Source organism: Tardiphaga robiniae, assembly GCF_001618955.1.
In the GTDB taxonomy this organism is placed as follows: Bacteria; Pseudomonadota; Alphaproteobacteria; order Rhizobiales; family Xanthobacteraceae; genus Tardiphaga; species Tardiphaga robiniae_A.
The window spans coordinates 485,684-508,914 of sequence record NZ_LVYV01000012.1; the positions used below are offsets into that span (position 1 = coordinate 485,684).

Sequence of the window (23,231 nt, forward strand, 5' to 3'; positions counted from 1 at the left end):
AGACGCTCCGAAGAGTCGCTGTGAGGTTTGGGAAGTGGCCACGCTTACGCTCCTTAGCTAATTTTCAGCTAAGTCGGTAACGCGCGCGTGAAGCGGTGTGAACGGCAAATGGCCATTTCCACAGGTTGCCAGTTTAGTATCGTTCTACTTTTCGATCTCTGAACATGCCCAAGGCCTGTATGGATGGATTTTGGCTCCTCTGTAGCGAAAATGGGCCAGTAGTTGTCGGGATACGTAGAGCCCATTCGTCCTTGGTTGACGTCATTCGCCAGGCTCATGTAGCGGCGATGTATTTCATCCATCCCGACAGGAGGTTCCCTTGTCCCTCACCCTGCATTTCCATCCGCTGTCGTCCTATTGCTGGAAGGCGCTGGTCGCGCTCTACGAGAACGACACGCCGTTCACGCCGCATATGGTCAATCTCGGCGACGAGACCGAGCGCGCGGCGCTGTTGAAACTGTGGCCGATCGGAAAATTCCCGGTGCTGCAGGACGATGCGCGCGGCGCGATCGTGCCGGAGTCCTCCATCGTCATCGAATACCTCGACCGGCATTTTCCGGACCACACGCGCTTTATCCCCGATGGCGATCTCGGACTGCAGACGCGGTTGCGCGATCGCTTTTACGATCTCTATGTGCACACGCCGACCCAGAAGATCGTCGGCGACAGGCTGGTGCCGGCCGACAAGAAGGATGCGCATGGTGTGGCCATGGCGCGGGCTCAGCTCACCACGTCCTACGGTATGATCGACAGGCAGATGGTGACGAACGCGTGGGCGATGGGCGCAGCGTTCACGCTCGCCGACTGTGCAGCTGCGCCAGCGCTCTACTACGCGAACAAGGTGCATCCGTTCGGAGATGCGCATCGCAACGTCTCGGCCTATCTTGGCCGGCTGCTGGCGCGTCCATCATTCGCGCGGGTGGTGAAGGAGGCGGAGCCGTACGCACATATGTTCCCGCAGGAGTGAGCATCATGAGTGCCGACAAGGCCGGGGTTATCCGAGACCTGTTTGCGGCCTATCTGCGCAACGACCGCAAGGCCGTCGAAGATGCGTTCACGGCCGACTTCACCTTTACGAGCCCGTTCGATGACGGGATCGACAAGGCAACCTATTTCGCCCTCTGCTGGCGTGTCGCCGACTGGATCGCGCAGCATGATCTCGAGCGTATCGCGGTCGATGGCGATGTGGCTTTCGTGACCTATCGTTGCGTGGCGAAGGACGGCAAGAGTTTTCGCAACACCGAAGTCTTCGGCTTCGAGGGTGATCTCATCCGGTCGATCGACGTGTATTTCGGCGCGACGTACAAGGATGGGGTGTTTCAGAAGCAAGCGTCGTAAAGTCGCATGACCTCGGAAATAATGTCGAAAGAGATGTCGGTCTGCCAAAAGCTCATTCGTCATTCTGGCAGAGCTGGGTTGTGGCGGGCAATGAATCCCAGTCCGGTCGATGACGTAAACGGGAGAGACAAATGCGTTTCATGGTGATTGTGCATGCGAACAAGGACACCGAAGCCGGCGTGATGCCGACGACGGAACGGCTGACCGCGATGGGCAAGTTCAATGAGGAGATGTGCAATGCCGGCGTGATGCAGGCCGGCGAGGGGCTGCATCCAACATCGAAAGGCGCGCGGATCACCTTTACCGGCAGTGAGCCGACGGTGAAGCAAGGGCCGTTCGATGTGACGCGCGATCTGATAGCGGGCTTCTGGCTGATCGACGTCGCCTCGAAGGACGAGGCGATCGCGTGGATGAAGCGCGCGCCATTTGCGGCCGGCGACGAGATCGAGATCCGTCAGGTGTTTGCGGCCGAGGATTTCGGCGACGCCCTCACACCCGAATTGCGCGAGAAGGAAGAGCACCTGCGCGCGCAAGCCGCCAAGAAATAAGCCACGAGATCAACGAGGATAGTGACCATGCGATTCATGATGCTGATGATTCCCGGCGGCTATGAGACTGCGGCGCCGGGTACCGTGCCGGAGGATGTCGACCGCGTCGCGTCGATGATGGCCTACAACAAGGCGCTACTGGATGCCGGCGTGCTGATCACTTGCGACGGACTGCACCCGCCATCGATGGGCGCGCGGGTGTCCTTTCCATCCGGCAAGCCGGTGGTGACCGACGGGCCGTTCGCGGAATCCAAGGAAGTGCTCGGCGGCTACTGGATGATCGACGTCGCCTCGCGCGATGAGGCCATCACCTGGGCCAGTCGCTGCCCGGCGACGCCCAACGAAGTGATCGAGATCCGCCAGGTGCAGGAAATGGCTGATTATCCGGAGGACGTGCAGGCCGTCGCCTCGGGATTCGAGGAGATGCAGACCACCGCGAAGCGGCTCGGCTGAGGCAAAATCACTGTGACGGGCATGAAACGGTCGTGTCGAAACACGGCCGCATGCCTGCCGCAGGATTTCCGCATGCGGCGGGCGTTGATTTGTTGAGGGAATTTGCGCCGGTCACACCGTTTTGGTGTGACCTTTTGGCCCGGCTCATGTTAAAGCCATTCACATGAGCTGGCGCAAAGACAGCCGCGGCGAGCGCGGTTATCACCACGGAAATCTGAAAGAGGCCCTGCTGCAGGCGGCGCTGGGGCTGATTGCGGAGAAGGGGCCTGCGGGCTTCACCTTCGCCGATGCCGCGCGCACGGCTGGCGTCAGCGCGGCCGCGCCCTATCGCCATTTCCGCGATCGCGACGACCTCCTCGCCAGCATCGCGCAGCGTGGCTTCGAGCAGTTCGAGCTGGTGCTGACGGCGGCGTGGGACGATGGCCGGCCGAATACGGTCACGGCCTTCGAGCGGATCGGCAAGGCGTATCTCGCTTTCGCCCGCACTGAACCGGCCTTCTATTCGGCGATGTTCGAATCTGGAATCCCCGTAGATTCCAGTCCTGAACTGGCCGCGGCGGGAGAACGTGCCTTCGGTGTGATCCGTGCGGCGGCAGAACGTTTGGCCGCCTTAACGCCGCCCGGTGTGACGCGTCCGCCGGCGATGATGATGGCGCTGCATATCTGGTCGCTGGCGCACGGCGTGGCCTCCCTGTTCGGCCGCGGCGATGCCGCGCGGCGCAAGCTGCCGATGTCGCCGGAAGATCTGCTCGAAGCCGGCGCGCTGATTTATTTGCGCGGACTGGGCTTTCCAACCGACCAAAACGTCCACAAGTCCGACACAACTACAGCGCCCAAATCGGGTCCTTGGGGAACCGCCCCAAAATAATTCGCGGCGCTCCCCTTGCGGTCGTCTTGACAAAATCCGGCCGTGAGCTACGTATGTAAATGTTATTTACATTCACAAGCGGCATGGTGCCGCTGATGGAGAGGAAAATGGCCAACGCTGCAGATTACAATCGATGGGGTCCGCCCGCCGATGATCGGGTGTCCTACCAGATGCGCTCACCATGGCACATCATACTGATCGTGCTCGGTTTTATCGTCTGGTGGCCGGTTGGCCTCGCACTTCTCTTTTTCACACTCGGGAGCAGAAAAATGGGTTGTTGGGATCGTAACGGCCGTTTTGAGAACAAGATGGAGCGGATGCAGTACAAGATGGAGCGCATGCGCAACCGCATGGAGCGCTCAGGCTTCGGATCGGGCTTCGGCTTCGGCCCGCCGACCTCCGGCAACCGCGCCTTCGACGAATATCGCGTCGAAACCCTGCGCCGCCTTGAGGAGGAACAGCACGAATTCAAGAACTTCCTCGATCGCCTGCGTCACGCCAAGGACAAGGAAGAGTTCGACCAGTTCATGGCGCAGCACCGCCCAAAGCCGACTCCGCCATCGGATAACAATCAGCCGCAGGGCTAACAGCCCGGAACTAATTGGCGTCAGGCGTAGCGCCCCCTTCGCCCGATGCCGACATCGCCGCCCGTCTGATCATTCAGGCGGGCGGTTTTGCTTTGTCACGGGCCCTTCACGAACAAGCGAATACCGCTTCATTTCTCGGCCAAAACACGCTTTGGTAACTCCGCATTAACCATGACTGGCGTCTGGTAAAAGCCGCAGAAACGCGTGCAAGCCCTTGTTTTGACATGTTGGCAGGGAATTTAGGGCTCGGCTTCGGACAAGCCCTCCATGCGACACAACAAGAACATTGCACTGGCGTTCCGCGCCGCGCGCGATGCGTGGCCGCGGCACCAGCGATGAGCAAGTCGCTGGCAAATTGAGGATTTTTGCGTTGAGAGGATACCGTTCATGAATCCGGCCGATGTCGCGCAGTCAGCCCTGCCGCTGGCTTCATCCGACGTTTCGCTGATCGCGCTGTTCCTGCAGGCCCACTGGATCGTGAAAGCGGTCATGCTGGGACTGCTGGGCTGTTCGGTGTGGGTCTGGGCGATCGCGATCGACAAGATGTTCCTGTATTCGCGCACACGGCGCGCCATGGACCGGTTCGAGCAGGCGTTCTGGTCCGGCGAGTCCATCGAGGATCTGTACCGCGCGCTGTCCGCCAAACCGACGCAGTCGATGGCGGCGTGTTTCGTCGCGGCGATGCGCGAGTGGAAGCGGTCTTTCGAAAGCCAGGCGCGCTCCTTCACCGGCTTGCAGATGCGCATCGACAAGGTGATGAACGTCTCCATCGCCCGTGAGGTCGAGCGCCTCGAGCGCCGGCTTCTGGTGCTGGCGACGGTCGGTTCGGCCGGTCCTTTCGTCGGCCTGTTCGGCACCGTCTGGGGCATCATGTCGAGCTTCCAGGCGATTGCCGCCTCGAAGAACACGTCGCTCGCCGTGGTCGCACCTGGTATCGCCGAAGCGCTGTTCGCCACGGCCATCGGCCTTATCGCCGCCATCCCGGCGACTATTTTCTACAACAAATTCACGTCAGAAGTGAACAAACAGGCCCAGCGCCTGGAGGGGTTTGCCGACGAGTTTTCAGCGATCCTGTCGCGCCAGATCGACGAGCGCGTCTGATGGGTGACGAATTGAACCTTGAAGTGAGCACCCTCTCATGGGGATGAATGTGGGCTCGGGCGGTGGTGGCGGAAGTCGGCGCGGGCGCCGGCGCGCTGCCGTCATGGCCGAGATCAACGTCACCCCGATGGTCGACGTCATGCTGGTGTTGATGATCATCTTCATGGTGTCGGCGCCGCTGATGACCTCGACCATCGATATCGACCTGCCGATCGCGAGCGGCGGCAAGTCGATATCGCAGAATGCTCCGCCGCTCACCGTGTCGGTGAAGCGCACCGGCGGTGGCTGTAATTCGGCGGTCGAAATGTATGTCGGCGACGCCCTGGTGCCGGTGAGTGAGCTCGACGCCAAGATCAAGGCGATCCGAGCGACGCGTTCGGAGACAGACAACACCGTGTTTCTCCGTGGTGACAAGGACGTCTGTTACACGGACATGATGAAATTGCTCGGCACCGTTCGCTCTGCCGGATTCAAGGCCAATATCGTGATCCTGCCGGAGCAGGGGACGTAAGCTCGTGGAACAGCCGGTTGATCTGGGCAGGAGCAAGATTGGAAATCTGATCGTGAAGGTCGACAAGACACTCATCGCATCGGTAGCCCTGCACGTCATCGTGATAGGGTGGGGACTTCTCACGTTCTCTTCCAAGGCATTGGAAGTGATGCCGGAGGATTCCGTCGGGGTCGACATCAGCGTCGAAAGCCAGTCCATGGTCGGTCAAAAGACCGGCAAGAAGGAAAATCCGAAGCCGAAGGTGGAGAAGGTCGCCGAGGCCAAGCCGCCGGTCGAGGATACCGTCGGCAAGATCGACGACAAGAAGCCGCCGGTGATCACCGAGACGGCGCCGAAGGAACAGCCGAAGACTGACGAGAAAGCGGCGGCCGAAGCAGCGAAGGCAGAGGCTGCGGCAAAAGCCGAGGCTGCAGCGAAAGCCGCGGCCGATGCCAAGGCAAAGGCAGAAGCCAAAGCGGCGGCGGTGGCCGACGCCAAGGCAGAGGCTGAAGCGAAGGCCGAGGCTGACGCCAAGGCGCAAACAGAAGCCAAGGCGAAGGCCGAAGCGCAAGCCAAGGCTAAAGCAGAAGCCAAAGCGAAGGTTGAGGCCAAAGCCAAGGCTGACGCCGACGCGAAAGCCAAGGCCGAAGCACAGGCCAAGGCAGCAGAGGCCAAGAAGGCCGAGCGCGTGTTCGATCAGTCGAAGATCGCGGCGCTGATCGACAAGCGGGATCCAACCCGGAATTCGGTGACGGGGTCCGACCTCAATCCGAACGAGGCTCTGGGTTTGGCGAAAGGCAATGCGAGCAACAACGTCGCCACCTGGGGCGCAATGTTCAAGTCGCAGGTCGAGCGCTGCTGGAAGAAGCCCTATGGCGGCATCGAAGCGCAGATGACCGAGTCGATTTTCAGCGTCAAGCTGAGGCGTGACGGGTCGTTGGAAACGACGCCGGTTGCCATCAGCAATCCATCGACGCCGTATTTCCGCGTCTATCAGGAGAGCGCACTGCGTGCGATCATCGAATGCGCGCCGTATAAACTGCCTACGGCGTTTTTTGACGAGTGGAAGTTTTTCGAACCCGTTTTCACCGAACGACGGTCATGAGCACGTCACTCCTGGTGACGATCACGAATACCGAGCAAAGCCCGCAATAATGACCGACAAGAATGGATTGCCCCCGATGTTGTTTCGCCCAAGCCGCCGACAGATCATCACAGGAATGGCGGCGACCGGTCTGCTGATGGGCACCAGTGCGCGAACCGCCTTCGGGCAGGCGCGCGTGCAGATCACGGAAGGCAATGTCGCGCCGCTGCCCATCGCAATCCCCAATTTCTCCGCTGGCACTGGCGCGGACAATGAGGTGAGCGTCGGCGTCTCGCAGGTCATCACCAACAATCTCAAGCGCAGCGGTCTGTTCGCGCCGATCGATCCGGCCGCCTTCGTCGAGAAGGCGATCAATATCGACGCGCCGCCGAACTTCGTGAACTGGAAGACCGTTAATGCGCAGGCGCTGGTCACTGGCCGCATGACCCGACAGGGCGATGGTCGCCTGAAGGCCGAATTCCGGCTGTGGGACGTCGCCACCGGTCAGCAATTGGCTGGCCAGCAATATTTCACCTCGCCGGAATACTGGCGTCGTATCGCCCACATCATTTCCGACCAGATCTATGAGCGCCTGACCGGCGAGAAAGGCTATTTCGATAGCCGCGTGGTCTTCGTTGACGAAACCGGCTCCAAGGAGCGCCGCGTCAAGCGACTGGCGCTGATGGATCAGGACGGCGCCAATGTGCGTTACCTGACGCGCGGGGCGGATCTGGTGCTGACGCCGCGGTTCTCGCCGTCGACGCAAGAGATCACCTATATGGAATTCGGTCAGGGTGATCCCAAGGTCTATCTCTTCAATATCGAGACAGGCCAGCGCGAGGTCGTCGGCAACTTTCCGGGCATGTCGTTCTCGCCGCGTTTCTCACCCGATGGCCAGCGCGTCATCATGAGCCTGCAGCAGGGCGGCAATTCCAACCTGTTCGTCATGGATCTGCGGTCGAAGTCGACGACGCGCCTGACCGATACGCCGGCGATCGATACCTCGCCGTCATATTCTCCGGATGGCTCGAAGATCTGCTTCGAATCGGATCGCGGCGGTAAGCCGCAGATCTATACGATGGCGGCAACCGGCGGCGGTGCCCAGCGCATCTCGTTCGGCGAAGGCAGCTATTCGACCCCGGTCTGGTCGCCGCGCGGCGACTATATCGCCTTTACCAAGCAGGGCGGCGGGCAGTTCTCGATCGGCATCATGAAGCCGGATGGATCCGGCGAGCGGTTGCTGACGTCGGGCTATCACAACGAAGGTCCGACCTTCGCGCCGAACGGTCGCGTGATCATGTTCTTCCGCGATACGGGCGGGGGCCCGTCCCTGTTTACGGTCGACGTTTCGGGCCGTAACGAACTCAAGGTTCCGACCCCCGGCTTCGCGTCAGATCCGGCGTGGTCGCCATTGCTATCGTAAACAAATGATTGGCGGCGGCGGGCGGATTACCGGCTATTCCCGGCAAACTTTGCCCACCGCACTGAAATCGCGAGCAGATTTGCTGTTTATGCGAATGCGTAAACAGTTCGCTAACGATGTTCCCTCAGAAAGACTTCATCAGGACCCGGTACCAATGTGCGCCTGAACAGGACGCATTTACGCCCGATGCAGCTCGCCGATCACAACCGGACGAATAGCAAATCGATGTCGCCGTCGATCTACACGGCGCTCGTCGATTCATTGTTCGAGAACCCGATTCCGATGCTGGCCGGTGCGGTCTGTGCCGGGACCGGCGCAGTCATGACTGCGGTGAAGACCGGCAATCCTTTGCTGTGGCCATGCGCGGCCCTGATCATCGTTATCGGCGCTTTGCGGGCCCTTCAGCTTAGCCGCTATGAAAAGCGCGAGACCGCGCTGACGCCTGACGAGGCGATCCGCTGGGAATTCAATTACATGGTTGGCGGCTCGCTCTATGCAGCCGCGTTGGGCCTGTGGTGTTGGGTCGTTCTGCTCGGCAGTGATGATCCGGTCGCGCATATGCTTGGTACGGCAGTGACCGTCGCTTATATCGCGGCCGGTGCCGGCCGAACCTATGGCCGTCCGAAGATCGCGCAGCTGCAGGTGCTGCTGGCGTGCGGTCCGATGGCGCTGGCACTGATTATCCACGGTGACTTCTACTATATCGGCTTTGCGTTTCTGAACGTCCTGTTCTTTGTCGGCCTGCGCCGGATCACGCTTCGTCTGCATGACGTCTACGTCAAGGCGCTGCTGGCCACCGAGCGGGTCGGCTCCATCGCCGGCCAGTTCGATACGGCGCTGAACAACATGCCCAACGGCCTGTGCATGTTCGGCGCCGATGGTCGGTTGGCGGTGCTCAACAATCGCTTCACCGCAATGATGGAGATTTCAGAGGATCTCGTGCAGCGCGGCGTGACTGCTCGCGAAGTCGTCTCGCTCTGCGTCAACGCGGGGACAGTGTCATCGGTCAGCGCGATGACCATCATCACCGAGATTGAAAGCTCGAAGGCAGCCGAAATCACGACCCTTGATCATGCCCACGAGAGCGAACGCGCATTGTCGTGGAAGTTTCAGCCGATGGTCGGCGGCGGCACGGTCGTTCTGCTTGAAGACATTACCGAGCGCCGCAATTCCGAAGCGCGTATCAGCCACATGGCGCGTTTCGACGAATTGACGGGGTTGCCGAACCGGGTCAGTTTCCGGAACGAAATCGGCCGCATGCTGAAGAGCTCGGACCAATCCACGCTGTCGGCCCTGCTGTTCGTCGATCTCGATCAGTTCAAGCAGGTCAACGATACGCTTGGTCATCCATGCGGTGATCAGCTGTTGTGCATGGTCGCCGACCGGCTGCGCGAAATGTTGCGCGCGGATGACTTCGTGGCTCGTTTTGGCGGTGACGAATTTGTCGTATTCCAACGTGCCATCAAGACAAATCATGATGCAGCCGATCTGGCGCGTCGCATCGTCGAACGGCTCAGTGAGCGCTACGAGGTCGACAATCATCAGGTCGAGATCGGCGCCAGCGTCGGCATCGCCTTGACGGAACCCGATGTCAGCGCTGACAACCTTTTGAAGAACGCCGATATGGCGTTGTATCGTGCGAAGGCCTCCGGCCGTGGCACCTTCTGCTTCTTCCGCGACGAGATGGCCCAGACGGTCGAGGCGCGCCGCGTGCTCGAACTGGATCTGCGCCAGGCGCTCGCCAATGAAGAATTCGAGATTTACTACCAGCCGCTGGTCAATCTGAAGTCGGGACGCATCTCGACCTGCGAAGCGCTGCTGCGCTGGAATCATCCTGTCCGCGGCACTGTTTCGCCGGTCGATATCATTCCCGTCGCAGAAGACATGGGCCTGATCGTCGATCTTGGCCGCTGGATTTTGCGCAAGGCCTGTATCGAATGCATGAAGTGGCCGGACGCGGTCAGCGTCGCCGTCAACTTCTCGTCGCAGCAGTTTCATCAGCGCGATGTGTTGAGCGAGGTACGCTACGCCCTCGATGTGTCCGGGCTGCCGGCGCGTCGTCTCGAGATCGAGATCACCGAATCGTCGCTGCTGCGTAATACGCAGTGGACCCACGATGCCCTCGCGCAGCTTCACGCGGCAGGTTGCCGGATTTCGCTCGACGATTTCGGTACCGGCTATTCGAGCCTGAGCTATCTGCACAATTTCCCGCTGCAGAAGGTGAAGATCGATCGCTCATTCCTCGAAGGGATCGATACGGACCGTCCGTTGACGCTGCTGCGCGGCGTCGCGCGCCTCAGTGCCGATCTGGGAATGACGGTTGTCGTCGAAGGCATCGAGACCAATGAGCAGCTCGAGCTGATCAGTGCCGACGGCACGATTAGCGAGGCCCAGGGTTATTTGTTCAGCCGCCCGGTGCCTGCGACCCGGATCAGGCAGCTCCTGGACGCGTCCCACGGACGTCGCGTGATCGAGCCCGGCGCCAATGTCGAGGCCACGCGCGCGCCGGCCTGACCAGCCGCGGGCCACACTCTCGAATTTCCATTTCCATTCGTTTCGCGCGCCGAATAGGCCAAAAGGGTTAACCACATTGTGGCAGAACCTTTGACAACTTTTAAGAAAGCTTTAACCTTTCCTTACTCGCGTAGTCATGGCGTTGGTGCGTAGGAGACGGAATGATGGCTTCGGCCGATCAAGCGACTGAAGCTTCGAAGCGCAGCGATATTCTCGACCGGGTTGACTACCGTCTTGCCGAAACCGAAGCTGAGAAAGAGGCGATCTATAGCCTGCGCTATAGAGCCTATCTCCATGAGGGGGCCATCGAGCCTCGGGCGGATCGCCGTCTCGCCGACCGTTTCGATGATTTGCCGAATTCATGGACTTTCGGGATATTCGTTGATGGCGAGCTCGCCAGTTCGCTGCGCGTCAGCGTAGCGACGCCGGACAATCCGGAGACGCCCGCCGTCGATGCATTCGGGGACCTGTTGCGTCCCGAGCTGGACAAAGGGAAGATCATCGTCGACCCGAACCGCTTCGTGGCCGACCCGAACAACCGCACCAAGTTTCCTGAACTGCCCTACATGACGGTTCGGCTGGGCTATGTCGCCTGCGGCTATTTCAAAGCCGATATCGGGACGGCGACCGTGCGCGCCGAGCATCGTGCGTTTTATCGCAAGGTTTTCCTGCAGACGCCGATGTGCGAGCCGCGGCCTTATCCGACGCTGACCAAGCCGCTATGCCTGATGGCGGCCGACTACGCCTCGGTGCGCGAACGTATTTTTATGCGCTACCCGCATTTCCGCTCCAGTCTCTTCGAGCAGCGGGCTCTGTTCGAGCGCAAGAGCGAGCCCCTGGCGCCGGATCTTCATTCATCCGAGTTCCATATCGCTCAGGCCGCGGTGTTGCCCCGCAGTTGAGGGTGGAGGATGGCGACGGTCCCATCGCCGGTCGTTGCTGATTATTCCAGCAGTCCCGCAGCGGGATTCCGCCTAAAACCAGCTGCTTTCTCAGAACCTTCACCGTCGCGCCACATTTGCCAACCATTAACCACGTCGTTGCTTTTTCGCGGCCTGTGGCTTTTGATCGGTTTTGGCAACACCTCATCAAGGTTGACGGAACGTTCGCTTAACCAACGCCCTGTAGACCGAATGACAGTTGGGTAAAGCGTGAGCGTGGAGGCTCCGGGAATGAAGCATCAGATGCGAATCCTCCAGGGATTAAAACTGGCTGCAGTGCTGGCCGTGGCGCTGTCGATGGGCGCCTGCGCCAACAAGAACGGTTTGGGTGCCGATGGCGCGATGGCCAATGCCGCCACGCCGGGCAGCCAGCAGGACTTCGTCGTCAATGTCGGCGATCGCGTGTTCTTCGAGAGCGATCAGACCGAACTGTCGCCGCAGGCGATCGCGACCCTGGACAAGCAGGCGCAGTGGCTGCAGCAGTACAACCGCTACTCCTTCACCATCGAAGGTCATGCGGACGAGCGCGGCACCCGCGAATACAACATTGCGCTCGGCGCCCGCCGTGCCCAGTCGGTTCGCACCTTCCTGGCCTCGCGCGGTATCGATGCCAGCCGGATGCGCACCATCTCCTACGGCAAGGAACGTCCGGTCGCGGTGTGTAACGACATCTCGTGCTGGTCGCAGAACCGCCGTGCGGTTACCGTGCTGAACGCTGGCGCGTAAGCGACGTCTGATATCAAACAAAATGGCGTCTGCCCCCGGGGCAGGCGCCATTTTTGTTTGGGGCAGGCGCCTTTGTCGCTGTCGAAAGTCACATTTTTGGCGTAGTGAAATCCTCATCGTGATGCGCGCCGATGGGGCGCGAAACCGGTCATTTTCAGGCTCAAATGTCATCCAGATCTCATTCGCTCGCCGGCGCTGCACTCGTCTCCATGCTGCTCGTCACGGCTTCGCCGGTTTGGGCGCAGTTGTTTGGTCAACCGGCTCCCCGTCAGCAGGGCTACGGCCAGCAGTCGGGCGACGACGATGCCGACCAGGGCTTGCAGATCGAGCGGTTGCAGAACCAGCTGCGGCAGCTCACCGGCCAGAATGAAGAACTGCAGTTCCGCAATCGGCAGCTTGAGGATCAGCTCCGGCAGTTGCAGGCCGGCGGCGCCCCAGCGGGCGCAGGAGGCCGTCCCAATGTCGCTGCCGCCCCGGTCCAGCAGCCGCCGATGCAGCAGGCTCCCGTGCAGCAGCCGGGCTACAACCAGCAACAGCCGCAGATCGCGGCACCTGCACCAATTGCTCAGGATCCCGCACCGGCTCCTCGCGCTGGCCGTCGCAACGATGCGTTCGATCCCAATGCGAACCCCAATGCGCCGGGCGTGCCGCGCGCGCTGGGTGGCGGGCAGCAGCCGATGCCCGCAAACGCACCGGTCGGTGCACAGGGCGGCCGTGGGGCCGGCGAGCCGCTCCCGCTGGGCAATGCCGCCCCGGGCGGAGCAGCGCCAGCACTGACGACCTTACCGCCGGGCGCGACCCCGAAGGACGAGTTCGATCTCGGCATCGGCTATATGCAGCGTCGTGATTACGCGCTGGCCGAAGAGACCATGCGCAACTTCGCCCAGAAATATCCCGGTGATCCAATGATTGCGGATTCGCAGTATTGGCTCGGCGAAAGCTTCTTCCAGCGTCAGAAATATCGCGATGCCGCCGAGATATTCCTGGGCGTGACCACGAAATACGACACTTCCGCCAAGGCGCCTGATGCGTTGCTGCGGCTTGGCCAGTCGCTGGCCGCGCTGAAGGAGAAGGAAGCGGCCTGTGCCGCCTTCGGTGAAGTGACACGGAAATATCCCCGTGCCTCGGCCGGCGTGAAACAGGGCGTGGACCGCGAGCAAAAACGCGTTAAGTGCTAGGTGATCGACCCGGACAATCAGCCGGGTCGCAACCGGTTCTGACGCGCATGTCCGACGACGACCAGTCGCCGATTTCGGCCCAGATGGCGAAACAGTTATTCGCTGACTGGGCGTCCGCGCCAGGATTAGTCCTTGCCGTGTCCGGCGGTCCTGATTCCGTCGCCCTGATGTGGCTCGCCGCGCGTTGGCGGCATGCGCTCAAACGCGGCCCTGACCTCACCGCCGTGACGGTCGATCATGGTTTGCGCCCCGAAGCGGCCCGCGAGGCGCGCGACGTCAAGCGCCTAGCGACCGCCCTCGGCATTCCTCATCGCACCATGCGCTGGACCGGCGCCAAGCCGAAAACCGGATTGCCCGCTGCGGCTCGCGATGCGCGCTATCTGCTGTTGGCCAAGGCCGCGCGCAGCGTCGGAGCATTCCATGTACTGACTGCCCATACCCGCGACGATCAGGCCGAGACCCTGCTGATGCGGATGGCGCGCGGCAGCGGCATCGCCGGCCTCGCGGGCATGGCGCGGCTGACCGAGCGCGACGGCATCCAGCTCGCGCGTCCCTTTTTACACATCGCGAAAGTGCAACTTGTTGCTACGCTGACCAAAGCGAAAATCGGCTTCGCGACCGATCCCAGTAACTCCAACCCAAGCTACACCCGCCCGCGGCTGCGGGCGCTGATGCCGGCGCTGGCGTCCGAGGGCTTCGATTCGCGAAATCTCGCCCGGCTGGCGACGCGGCTCCGGCGTGCCGACGCCGCGCTGGAACTGATGGTCGACGGGGCAGAGCGTTTTCTGGCACTGCACAGCCCGGGCAGGGTGCCCGAAGCCATCGATGCGGGAGCATTTGCGGGGCTGGCGGAGGAAATTCGCGTCCGGTTGTTGCTGCGGATGATCGATCAGGTCGGGCACGAAGGGCCGGCCGAGCTCGGCAAGGTCGAAACGCTCGTATTCGCCATGGTTCAGGCCGGGCGATCGGGCGGAAAAGGTATTCTGCTGAAGCAGACGCTCGCCGGTGCCATGATCACGCTGACTCAGGACCGCCTGAGAATCGTTCCAGCGCCGCCCAGGCGTCGCCGCGCTGATTGAGTGCAAAGACGTACCTGTTGCCCCACGGTACCTTAACCACCGTGGGAAAACCCTGTCAGCACTGCCATTATTTGAACCGGAAATGCGCGTAGATGCGTTAAATAGTCCATCCCAGTTCCCTTGGCAGCGCCCTCGGTCGCACCTAGATTGTATCCGACCGACCCAGGGTGAACCCTTGTGGCGACTCACAAGGGAATAAGGCCGCGATTTCGCGCGGCGACGAAGGAAGATCGATGAACGCGAACCTGCGCAATTTTGCCCTCTGGGTCATTATCGTTTTGTTGCTGCTGGCGCTGTTCACGCTTTTCCAGAATCCCGGTCAGCGCACCGCCTCGCAGGACATTTCGTTCTCGCAGCTCCTCACCGAAGTTGATCAAAATCACGTCCGTGACGTCGTGATCCAGGGGCCTGAAATTCACGGCACCTTCACCAACGGCTCGAGCTTCCAGACCTATGCGCCAAGCGATCCGACCCTGATCAAGCGTCTGTATGACGCCAAGGTCTCGATCACTGCCAAGGCGCCGGGCGACAACGTGCCGTGGTTCGTGTCGCTGCTCGTGTCATGGCTGCCATTCATCGCGCTGATCGGCGTGTGGATCTTCCTGTCGCGTCAGATGCAGGGCGGCGCCGGCAAGGCGATGGGCTTCGGCAAGTCGCGCGCCAAGATGCTGACGGAAGCGCATGGCCGCGTCACCTTCGAGGACGTCGCCGGCGTCGACGAAGCCAAGCAGGATCTGCAGGAAATTGTCGAATTCCTGCGCGACCCCGGCAAGTATCAGCGCCTCGGCGGACGTATCCCGCGCGGCGTGCTGCTGGTTGGCCCCCCCGGCACCGGTAAGACGCTGATTGCGCGTGCTGTCGCGGGCGAAGCCAATGTGCCGTTCTTCACCATTTCGGGTTCGGACTTCGTCGAAATGTTCGTCGGCGTCGGCGCCAGTCGCGTCCGCGACATGTTCGAGCAGGCCAAGAAGAACGCGCCTTGCATTATCTTCATCGACGAAATCGACGCCGTCGGTCGTCATCGTGGCGCTGGTCTCGGCGGCGGTAATGACGAGCGCGAACAGACTCTCAACCAGTTGCTGGTCGAGATGGACGGCTTCGAAGCCAATGAAGGCGTGATCCTGATCGCCGCTACCAACCGTCCGGATGTGCTGGATCCCGCGCTGCTGCGTCCAGGCCGCTTCGACCGTCAGGTCGTGGTGCCGAATCCGGACGTCGTCGGTCGCGAGCAGATCCTCAAGGTCCATGTCCGCAAGGTGCCACTGGCGCCGGATATCAACCTCAAGACCATCGCACGCGGCACTCCGGGTTTCTCCGGCGCTGACCTGATGAACCTCGTCAACGAAGCTGCCCTGACCGCCGCGCGCCGCAACAAGCGTATGGTGACGCAGAGCGAGTTCGAAGAGGCCAAGGACAAGGTGATGATGGGCGCCGAGCGCAAGTCGCTGGTGATGTCCGAGGAAGAGAAGATGCTGACGGCCTATCACGAAGGCGGTCACGCCATCGTCGGCCTGAACGTCGTCGCCACCGATCCGATCCACAAGGCAACGATCATTCCGCGCGGCCGTGCCCTCGGCATGGTCATGCAGTTGCCTGAGCGCGACAAGATGTCGATGTCGCTGGAGCAGATGACCTCACGTCTCGCGATCATGATGGGCGGCCGTGTCGCTGAAGAACTGATCTTCGGACGCAACAAGGTCACTTCTGGTGCATCGTCGGACATCGAGCAGGCAACGCGTCTGGCTCGCATGATGGTCACGCGTTGGGGCCTGTCGGAAGAACTCGGCACGGTCGCCTATGGCGATAACAATGACGAGGTGTTCCTGGGCATGCAGGTCAATCGCCAGCAGAACGTCTCGGAATCGACCGCGCAGAAGATCGACTCCGAAGTGAAGCGCCTGGTCGCGGAAGGATATGACGAGGCGACCAAAATCCTTACCGAGCGCCGCGAAGATCTGGAAACGCTGGCCAAGGGTCTGCTGGAATTCGAAACCCTGTCGGGCGACGAGATCGGCGACTTGTTGAATGGCAAGAAGCCGAACCGCGAGTCGGTGCTTGAGCCTTCGGGTCCGCGCACCTCGGCCGTGCCGCCCGCCGGCAAGCCGCGCCCGCGTCCGGACGGTGGCCTGGAGCCGCAGCCGCAGGCGTAAAGTCGTCACATGCAAACATGCAAAACGCGGCCGAAAGGCCGCGTTTTTTTGTTATCTGTAGCTCGAATGGAGCGAGGTACGATCCGGGCACTTAAACCTTCCTCAAACTTCCCTCGGCACTGTCGCCCGGCGCCCTTGATGCGCATTGGGGACTCTATGCCAGCGCCGCTCACGATGACTTCGACACCCGAGCGTGGCCCAATTCCGCCGGCGCTGCTGCTCGTCTGCACGATCCTGACGATGCTGCATCTCGCCTTCTTTCCGACCTTCTACGGTCGCGGCTGGATCTATGAAGACGGCCTCGGCTCGCCCACCGATTTCGTCAATGTGTGGTCTGCGGGGCGATTGGTGCTCGATGGTCATCCGGCCTGGGCCTATGACTGGGACATCCAGAAAAAGGTCCAGATCGCCGTCCTCGGTCAGAGCTATCCCGGCAATTTCGCCTGGCATTATCCGCCGCCGTTCCTGTTCATCGCGGCACTGCTCGCGAAGCTGCCTTATGCCGTGGCCTTTGCCGGCTGGGCTGCGGTCAGCTTCGTGCCGTATCTGGCGGCGATGCGTGCGATCGTCGGTCGTCCCTTCGGCCTTTTATTGGCTGCGGCTTTTCCGGTGGTGATGACCAACGGCCTTGTCGGGCAGAACGGATTTCTGACAGCGGCACTGATCGGCGGCATGCTGGTGCTGCTGCCGACGCGGCCGATCCTGTCGGGCATCTGTCTGGGCCTGCTCAGCTACAAGCCGCAATACGGATTTCTGTTTCCGCTGATGCTGATCGCGGCGTCACAATGGAAGGCCTTCGTCAGCGCGGGCATCACGACCGTGCTGCTGGCCGCGGTGTCGTGGCTCGCTTTCGGCACGGAGAGCTGGCAAGCCTTTATCCACTGGATGCCGATGTTCTCGCAGGCCTTCCTCACCGAAGGCCGCGCGCCATGGGGCAAGATGCAGAGCATCTTCGCACTGGTGCGCTATTTCGACGGCAGCGAGCCGCTGGCCTGGACGTTTCAGTGGATCATGATTGGTGCCGTCGTATCGGTGCTGGTCCCGTTGTGGCGCAGCAGTGTGCGCTACGAGCTGAAAGCCGCAGCGCTGGCAGTCGGCGCCTTGCTCACAACGCCCTACCTTTTCCTGTACGATGTGATGGTGCTTGCGATTGCCATCGGCTTCATCGCCCGTATCGGTCTCGCCGAAGGCTTTCGCTGTCATGAACTGCCGGTTCTCGGCCTCGCAGCTGTGCTGCTGATCGCCTATCCGTTCATCGGCGCTCCCACGGGCTTTGGCGCAACGCTGCTGGTGGCAGCGTTGATCGCCATGCGCGCGCGGGAGGCTATTCGCTCCACGCCGAGTTCAGGATGATGCTGCAGAAATTCCCGCGCTTGTAGGTGGGGTCGCGGAGGTCGAGCACGTCAGCCTTGACGTTGCCGAAGGTGGTCTCCGGCTTGTGGATCGTCCCTGCAGCGAACGCATCGATGATCCCGTTCTTGAAGTCATGGCCACGCGGATGACACGTGCACACTTCGTGGCGCTGATGTTCGGTGAAGGCATCGTACTCCAGACCCAAGACGTCCATCTCGACGCCTGCGGTCACCAGCGCCACCACGGGCCGCTTGTGCTTGGGAATGCCCGGTGTCGTGTGAAGCGCGATGGCGTCCCAGACATCGTCGATATCGCGCTCATCGATCCTGTGGCTGCGCAGAAATTCCGCGGCAGCATTTGCGCCATCGACTTCGAAACGTTCATCCTTGCTCGCATAGGACGCCTGCAGGCCCATGTCGTGAAACATCGCGCCAACATAAAGTAACTCGGAATCGACCTTGAGGCCCTTGCGCTGCCCGGCGAGCGCGCCGAACAGGAAAACCCGATTGGAATGATGATACAGAAGATCGCTTTCGGTATCGCGCACCAGCTGATCGATCTGGCGGGCGAGGGCGCTGTCAGGGACTTTGATGCCGGCGATGGTCTTGCTCATGGGATGCTCCTTGCACTGTGCTATGATGCATTCGTTGTCGTCCGGGGGCTGTGTCCTCGCAATCGCGCCGCGCCCTGCAAAGCTGCCATTCGCCCGTGATTTCCTGCCGGCAGGCGACTATCTGTTCCGTAACGCTTGGGTTCACTGCCATCGATGGAATGAAGCATCACCATGAAGACCGTTGCTCTTGCGATCTTTCCGGGCGTCCAGTCGCTGGACGTAGCCGGTCCGCTTGATGTGTTCATGGAGGCCAATAGCTTCGTCGCGCCGGGCGACGGCTACGACATCACACTTGTCGCTGCAGACTGCGCGCCGCTGCGTGCATCGAACGGCCTGAGAATATCCGCCGATCTGGCGTTCAACGATGCAAGGAAGCCCTGGGATCTGGTTCTGGTGGCCGGCGGGCCAGGGCTGCCGACGGCGGAAGCCGACCCGCAGCTTACAGAATGGCTGGCCAATGCGGCGCTCCAGGCGGGGCGTTATGGCTCGGTCTGCACCGGGGCATTCGCGCTCGGCCATGCAGGCTTGCTTGACGACAAGACTGTGACGACGCACTGGCAGAATGCGCCGCTATTGGCGCTGCGTTTCCCCAAGGCGCATGTCGAGTTCGATCGCATCTATAGCCGTGACGGCGCGCTGGTGACGTCGGCCGGCGTCACCGCAGGGATCGATCTCGGTCTCGCACTGGTCCAGGAAGATCATGGCGCGGACGTTGCGCTGGCCGTGGCCAAGCGTCTGGTTGTGGTGGCGCAGCGCCAGGGTGGCCAGTCGCAATTCAGTCCCTATCTGGTGCCGCCGGCCGAGCCGGACTCGCCGATCGCGCGAGTCCATGCCCATGTGATGGCTCATCTGCGCGATGCGCACAGCGTCGATGAACTGGCCGATGTGGCGGGCATGAGCGCGCGCACCTTCGCGCGGGTGTTCAAGCACGAAACAAAGATGACGCCGGCAGATTTTGTCGAGGGCGCCCGGATCGACACGGCGCGTAACCGTCTCGAAGGCAGCGATCTGCCGCTCAAGGTCGTGGCCTATGAATCCGGTTTCACCACCGCCGAACATATGCGTCAGGTCTTCGTGCGACGACTGGGTCTGACGCCCAGCCAGTATCGGGCCAGCTTTCGTGCGGTCTGACCCTGCTCAGGCGAACTGCAAGGAAGAGACCGGATCGCTGGCTGGGAAACTGTCCATCAGCGCTTCGTTCAGCATCACGTCGAGGCGGCGCCGGGCGATCTGCTCCGTCGTCTCGAACGCCGTGAGCGCGCTTGCGGTCTCCACGAAAGCGTTGAACTTGGTTCTCTCAGTGCTCGTTGCAAGGTTCCGCATGGCATCCTCCATCGATTGATGACGATGTTCTGCGCCTCACGGTGCTTTCGGACAACGAATCGCATCGTTCAGAAACCGCCAACGATCCCGCGGTTCCGCCACGCAAGCGGTTGTCCACTGAACCAACAGCCACGCCCAATTTGTTGCGTCCGGCCGCCATGGTCGCTTGACACTTCACCGCGGATCGCACCAAATGTAGATGTCACGGTCCGCCATGTCGCAAGATTTGGTGGCTAAGAGGGAAGTCGGTGAAGACGCTGTTTTGCGTCATATTCCGGCGCTGCCCCCGCAACTGTAAGCGGTGAGTCTGTTTCAATTGAAGTCACTGATGCCGCAAGCGTCGGGAAGGCTGAAACAGACGACGACCTGCGAGCCAGGAGACCTGCCGCGACACCAGAACGTCCATGGGCGGGGTGTCCCAGCGGTCGCTTGCAGGCAATGCCGGCGGATTTCCGCCGTGTATTTTGCAGCGTCCTTTCGGCCCCAGCCCCCATTGCTTGATGCATCACACGGGGTCTTGCCGATGCCTACTTCATCTTCTGTTTTGTCTAACGGACGCGATGCGGCTCATGCGCCGCTGATTCAACTCTCGCCGGAAACGCTCGCTGCGCCTGCGCGCGAACCCTCGATGCAGATCATCCGGCGCAACGGCACGGTGTCGCCGTTCGATGCCGGCAAGATTTCCGTGGCCATGACCAAGGCTTTCCTCGCGGTCGAGGGCCACACGGCAGCGGCGTCGCGCCGCGTCCATGAGGCGGTGGAACAACTGACCGGCGACGTCGTGGCGGCGCTGACGCGCCGCGTCGGTGAAGGCCGCACCTTCCATATCGAGGACGTCCAGGATCAGGTCGAACTGGCGCTGATGCGTAGCGAGCACCACAAGGTGGCGCGCGCTTATGTGCTGTATCGCGAGGAGCGCGCTCGCACCCGCGCCGAAGAGCTGGCCGCGAAGCCCGCGCCGGTTTCCACCGCACCGGTGCTGCATGTCATGCTCGCCAACGGCACCCGCGCCCCGCTCGATTCGGCGCGTCTCGCGCTGATCGTCAACGAGGCCTGCGCCGGCCTTGACGGCGTCGATGCCGCCCCGGTGCTCGAGGAAACCCGTCGCAATCTCTATGACGGCATCACGCTGGATGAGCTGGCGCTGGCCGGCATCATGGCCGCGCGCACGCTGGTGGAGCAGGAGCCGAACTACACCTTTGTCAGCGCCCGCCTTCTGCTTGACAAGCTGCGCACCGAAGTCCTGTCCTTTGTCGGGGGCACGCCGACCCACGCGTCGCAGGCCGACATGACCACGCGCTACGCCGAATATTTCGGCGCCTATATCAAGACCGGCATTCCGGCCGAGCTGCTCGATCCCGAACTCGCGCGCTTCGATCTCAAGCGAATCGCTGCCGCGCTGAAGCCGGAAGGAGACCTTCAGTTCCAGTTCCTGGGATTGCAGACGCTCTATGACCGCTACTTCCTGCATGTGCAGGGCAATCGCATCGAACTGCCGCAGGCCTTCTTCATGCGCGTAGCCATGGGCCTCGCGCTGCGCGAGATCGACCGCGAAGCCCGCGCCATCGAATTCTACAATCTGCTGTCGTCGTTCGACTTCATGGCCTCGACGCCGACGCTGTTCAATTCCGGCACGCAGCGCCCGCAACTGTCGTCCTGCTTCCTCACCACCGTGGCCGACGATCTCGACGGCATCTTCAAGTCGGTGAAGGACAATGCCCTGCTGGCGAAATATTCCGGCGGTCTCGGCAATGACTGGACGCGCGTGCGCGGTCTCGGCGCGCATATCAAGGGCACCAATGGCGAGAGCCAGGGCGTGGTGCCGTTCCTGAAGGTCGCCAACGATACGGCCATCGCCGTCAACCAGGGCGGCAAGCGCAAGGGTGCGGTCTGCGCCTACCTGGAAACCTGGCATATCGACATCGAGGAGTTTCTCGATCTCCGCAAGAACACCGGCGACGACCGCCGTCGCACCCACGACATGAACACGGCCAACTGGGTGCCGGATCTTTTCATGCAGCGCGTCGAAGCCGACGGCGAATGGACGCTGTTCTCGCCGGACGAAACGCCTGAGCTGCACGATCTCTATGGCAAGCCGTTTGCCGAGCGCTATGCGGCCTATGAGGAGAAGGCTGCGCGCGGCGAGATCCGCGTGTTCAAGAAAGTGCGCGCGACCGACCTGTGGCGCCGCATGCTGACCATGGTGTTCGAGACCGGCCATCCCTGGATCACCTTCAAGGATCCCTGCAACCTGCGCTCGCCGCAGCAGCATGCCGGCGTCATCCACTCGTCGAATCTCTGCACGGAAATCACGCTGAATACGTCGGACGACGAAGTCGCGGTCTGCAATCTCGGCTCGGTCAATCTGCTCAACCACATCGGTCAGAACGGTCTTGATCACGCACAGCTCAAACGCACCGTGACCACGGCGATGCGGATGCTCGACAATGTCATCGACATCAATTTCTACACCATCCCGGAAGCGCGCCGCTCGAACCTCAAGCACCGTCCGGTGGGTTTGGGTCTGATGGGCTTCCAGGATGCGCTGCAGGTGCAGAGCATCGCGACGGCGTCCGATGCGGCAGTGAACTTCGCCGACACCAGCATGGAGGCGATTGCCTTCCATTCCATCTCGGCGTCGGTCGATCTCGCCGCCGAGCGCGGCCGCTATCCGTCCTTCGAGGGATCGCTGTGGAGCCGCGGCATCCTGCCAATCGACTCCATCGAGATCCTTGCGGAGGCCCGCGGTGGCGTGCAGATGGATCGCTCGACCACGCTCGACTGGAACGGCCTGCGTGACCGCGTGAAGTCCACCGGCATGCGCAATTCCAACGTGATGGCGATCGCGCCGACGGCGACGATTTCCAACATTTGCGGCGTCGCGCAGTCGATCGAGCCGGCCTATCAGAACCTCTATGTGAAATCGAACATGTCGGGCGATTTCACGGTGGTGAACGCCTTCCTCGTGCGCGATCTGAAAAAGAGGGGCCTGTGGGACGAGGTGATGGTCTCCGACCTCAAATATTTCGACGGCAGCGTCGGATCGATCGATCGCGTGCCCGACGATCTCAAGGCGCTCTATGCGACTTCATTCGAGATCGACAGCGCATGGTTGATCGAGGCGGCGTCGCGCCGGCAGAAGTGGATCGATCAGGCGCAGTCGCTCAATCTCTACATCGCCAATCCATCCGGCAAGAAGCTCGATCAGCTTTACCGTCTGGCCTGGACGCTGGGATTGAAGACGACCTACTACCTGCGCTCGCGCAGCGCGACGCATGTGGAGAAGTCGACGCTGAAGGGCACCGACGGGAAGCTCAACGCGGTGTCGGCGACAGGCGCAGCAGCGAAGACAGCAGGTGCGCCGATCCTCGTTCAGTCCTCCGCCGTCACTGCACCGGATCTGTCCGGAGCGATGGCCTGTTCGATCGACAATCCCGAATGCGAGGCGTGCCAATAAGGCAC

The 23,231-nt window shown here is 61.5% G+C and carries 21 protein-coding genes and 1 riboswitch; of the genes, 19 read left to right on the forward strand and 2 right to left on the reverse strand.

The window, feature by feature from the left end; translation table 11 throughout:
* The first annotated feature begins 319 nt into the window (after positions 1-319).
* The 17 genes from A4A58_RS15525 to A4A58_RS15605 all read left to right on the forward strand — a co-directional run bounded on the left by A4A58_RS15525 (position 320) and on the right by A4A58_RS15605 (position 17,833).
* On the forward strand, positions 320-967 hold the full coding sequence (locus A4A58_RS15525) for a glutathione S-transferase family protein (protein WP_068733538.1): 648 nt from the start codon (positions 320-322) through the stop codon (positions 965-967).
* 5 nt (positions 968-972) lie between these two features.
* Positions 973-1,338 carry a nuclear transport factor 2 family protein gene (locus A4A58_RS15530; RefSeq protein ID WP_068733540.1) on the forward strand — a complete coding sequence of 122 codons (366 nt, stop codon included), beginning with the start codon at positions 973-975 and terminating at the stop codon, positions 1,336-1,338.
* A gap of 131 nt (positions 1,339-1,469) precedes the next feature.
* The gene (locus A4A58_RS15535) at positions 1,470-1,886 is read left to right on the forward strand and encodes a YciI family protein (RefSeq protein ID WP_068733542.1); all 417 of its coding nucleotides are present in this window, start codon (positions 1,470-1,472) and stop codon (positions 1,884-1,886) included.
* A gap of 27 nt (positions 1,887-1,913) precedes the next feature.
* Positions 1,914-2,339 carry a YciI family protein gene (locus A4A58_RS15540; RefSeq protein WP_068733544.1) on the forward strand — a complete coding sequence of 142 codons (426 nt, stop codon included), beginning with the start codon at positions 1,914-1,916 and terminating at the stop codon, positions 2,337-2,339.
* A 163-nt stretch (positions 2,340-2,502) separates the two neighbouring features.
* Positions 2,503-3,207, forward strand: a complete 705-nt coding sequence (locus A4A58_RS15545) for a TetR/AcrR family transcriptional regulator (protein WP_068733547.1) — start codon at positions 2,503-2,505, stop codon at positions 3,205-3,207.
* A 107-nt stretch (positions 3,208-3,314) separates the two neighbouring features.
* The gene (locus A4A58_RS15550) at positions 3,315-3,794 is read left to right on the forward strand and encodes a DUF2852 domain-containing protein (protein ID WP_068733781.1); all 480 of its coding nucleotides are present in this window, start codon (positions 3,315-3,317) and stop codon (positions 3,792-3,794) included.
* A gap of 387 nt (positions 3,795-4,181) precedes the next feature.
* Positions 4,182-4,895 carry a protein TolQ gene (tolQ, locus tag A4A58_RS15555; protein WP_068733549.1) on the forward strand — a complete coding sequence of 238 codons (714 nt, stop codon included), beginning with the start codon at positions 4,182-4,184 and terminating at the stop codon, positions 4,893-4,895.
* A 37-nt stretch (positions 4,896-4,932) separates the two neighbouring features.
* A complete protein-coding gene (locus tag A4A58_RS15560) occupies positions 4,933-5,406 on the forward strand; it encodes a biopolymer transporter ExbD (protein WP_068733551.1) in 474 nt (157 codons plus the stop codon).
* A gap of 52 nt (positions 5,407-5,458) precedes the next feature.
* Complete coding sequence (gene tolA / locus A4A58_RS15565) at positions 5,459-6,490, forward strand: cell envelope integrity protein TolA (RefSeq protein ID WP_068733783.1); 1,032 nt, start codon at positions 5,459-5,461, stop codon at positions 6,488-6,490.
* A 76-nt stretch (positions 6,491-6,566) separates the two neighbouring features.
* Positions 6,567-7,892 (forward strand): Tol-Pal system beta propeller repeat protein TolB, encoded by a 1,326-nt coding sequence (gene tolB / locus A4A58_RS15570; RefSeq protein WP_068733785.1) that lies wholly within the window; start codon positions 6,567-6,569, stop codon positions 7,890-7,892.
* A 186-nt stretch (positions 7,893-8,078) separates the two neighbouring features.
* A complete protein-coding gene (locus tag A4A58_RS15575) occupies positions 8,079-10,406 on the forward strand; it encodes a putative bifunctional diguanylate cyclase/phosphodiesterase (protein WP_068733553.1) in 2,328 nt (775 codons plus the stop codon).
* A gap of 164 nt (positions 10,407-10,570) precedes the next feature.
* Entirely contained in the window at positions 10,571-11,308 is a 738-nt protein-coding gene (locus A4A58_RS15580; RefSeq protein ID WP_068733787.1) for an N-acyl amino acid synthase FeeM domain-containing protein, read from the forward strand.
* A 270-nt stretch (positions 11,309-11,578) separates the two neighbouring features.
* Positions 11,579-12,073, forward strand: coding sequence for a peptidoglycan-associated lipoprotein Pal (gene pal, locus A4A58_RS15585; RefSeq protein ID WP_068733555.1), 495 nt, complete (start codon positions 11,579-11,581; stop codon positions 12,071-12,073).
* A gap of 164 nt (positions 12,074-12,237) precedes the next feature.
* Positions 12,238-13,251 carry a tol-pal system protein YbgF gene (gene ybgF, locus A4A58_RS15590; protein ID WP_068733789.1) on the forward strand — a complete coding sequence of 338 codons (1,014 nt, stop codon included), beginning with the start codon at positions 12,238-12,240 and terminating at the stop codon, positions 13,249-13,251.
* Positions 13,252-13,298: 47 nt separating this feature from the next.
* The gene (tilS, locus tag A4A58_RS15595; protein ID WP_068733557.1) at positions 13,299-14,330 is read left to right on the forward strand and encodes a tRNA lysidine(34) synthetase TilS; all 1,032 of its coding nucleotides are present in this window, start codon (positions 13,299-13,301) and stop codon (positions 14,328-14,330) included.
* 233 nt (positions 14,331-14,563) lie between these two features.
* The gene (gene ftsH, locus A4A58_RS15600) at positions 14,564-16,480 is read left to right on the forward strand and encodes an ATP-dependent zinc metalloprotease FtsH (RefSeq protein ID WP_068733559.1); all 1,917 of its coding nucleotides are present in this window, start codon (positions 14,564-14,566) and stop codon (positions 16,478-16,480) included.
* A gap of 156 nt (positions 16,481-16,636) precedes the next feature.
* The gene (locus A4A58_RS15605; protein WP_192855911.1) at positions 16,637-17,833 is read left to right on the forward strand and encodes a glycosyltransferase family 87 protein; all 1,197 of its coding nucleotides are present in this window, start codon (positions 16,637-16,639) and stop codon (positions 17,831-17,833) included.
* Here the strand turns inward: A4A58_RS15605 and A4A58_RS15610 are convergent.
* Positions 17,805-18,446 carry an HD domain-containing protein gene (locus A4A58_RS15610; RefSeq protein WP_068733563.1) on the reverse strand — a complete coding sequence of 214 codons (642 nt, stop codon included), beginning with the start codon at positions 18,444-18,446 and terminating at the stop codon, positions 17,805-17,807. The genes A4A58_RS15605 and A4A58_RS15610 overlap by 29 nt on opposite strands.
* Positions 18,447-18,617: 171 nt before the next feature.
* Between A4A58_RS15610 and A4A58_RS15615 the strand changes: the two genes are divergently transcribed.
* A complete protein-coding gene (locus A4A58_RS15615) occupies positions 18,618-19,577 on the forward strand; it encodes a GlxA family transcriptional regulator (RefSeq protein WP_068733565.1) in 960 nt (319 codons plus the stop codon).
* Positions 19,578-19,583: 6 nt separating this feature from the next.
* Here the strand turns inward: A4A58_RS15615 and A4A58_RS15620 are convergent, their stop codons facing one another.
* Entirely contained in the window at positions 19,584-19,781 is a 198-nt protein-coding gene (locus tag A4A58_RS15620; RefSeq protein ID WP_068733567.1) for a hypothetical protein, read from the reverse strand.
* 176 nt (positions 19,782-19,957) lie between these two features.
* Positions 19,958-20,173, forward strand: a riboswitch (cobalamin riboswitch).
* 119 nt (positions 20,174-20,292) lie between these two features.
* On the opposite strand from A4A58_RS15620, the gene A4A58_RS15625 reads away from it, so the two are divergent.
* Entirely contained in the window at positions 20,293-23,226 is a 2,934-nt protein-coding gene (locus A4A58_RS15625) for a ribonucleoside-diphosphate reductase subunit alpha (protein ID WP_068733569.1), read from the forward strand.
* Positions 23,227-23,231: the final 5 nt, after the last annotated feature.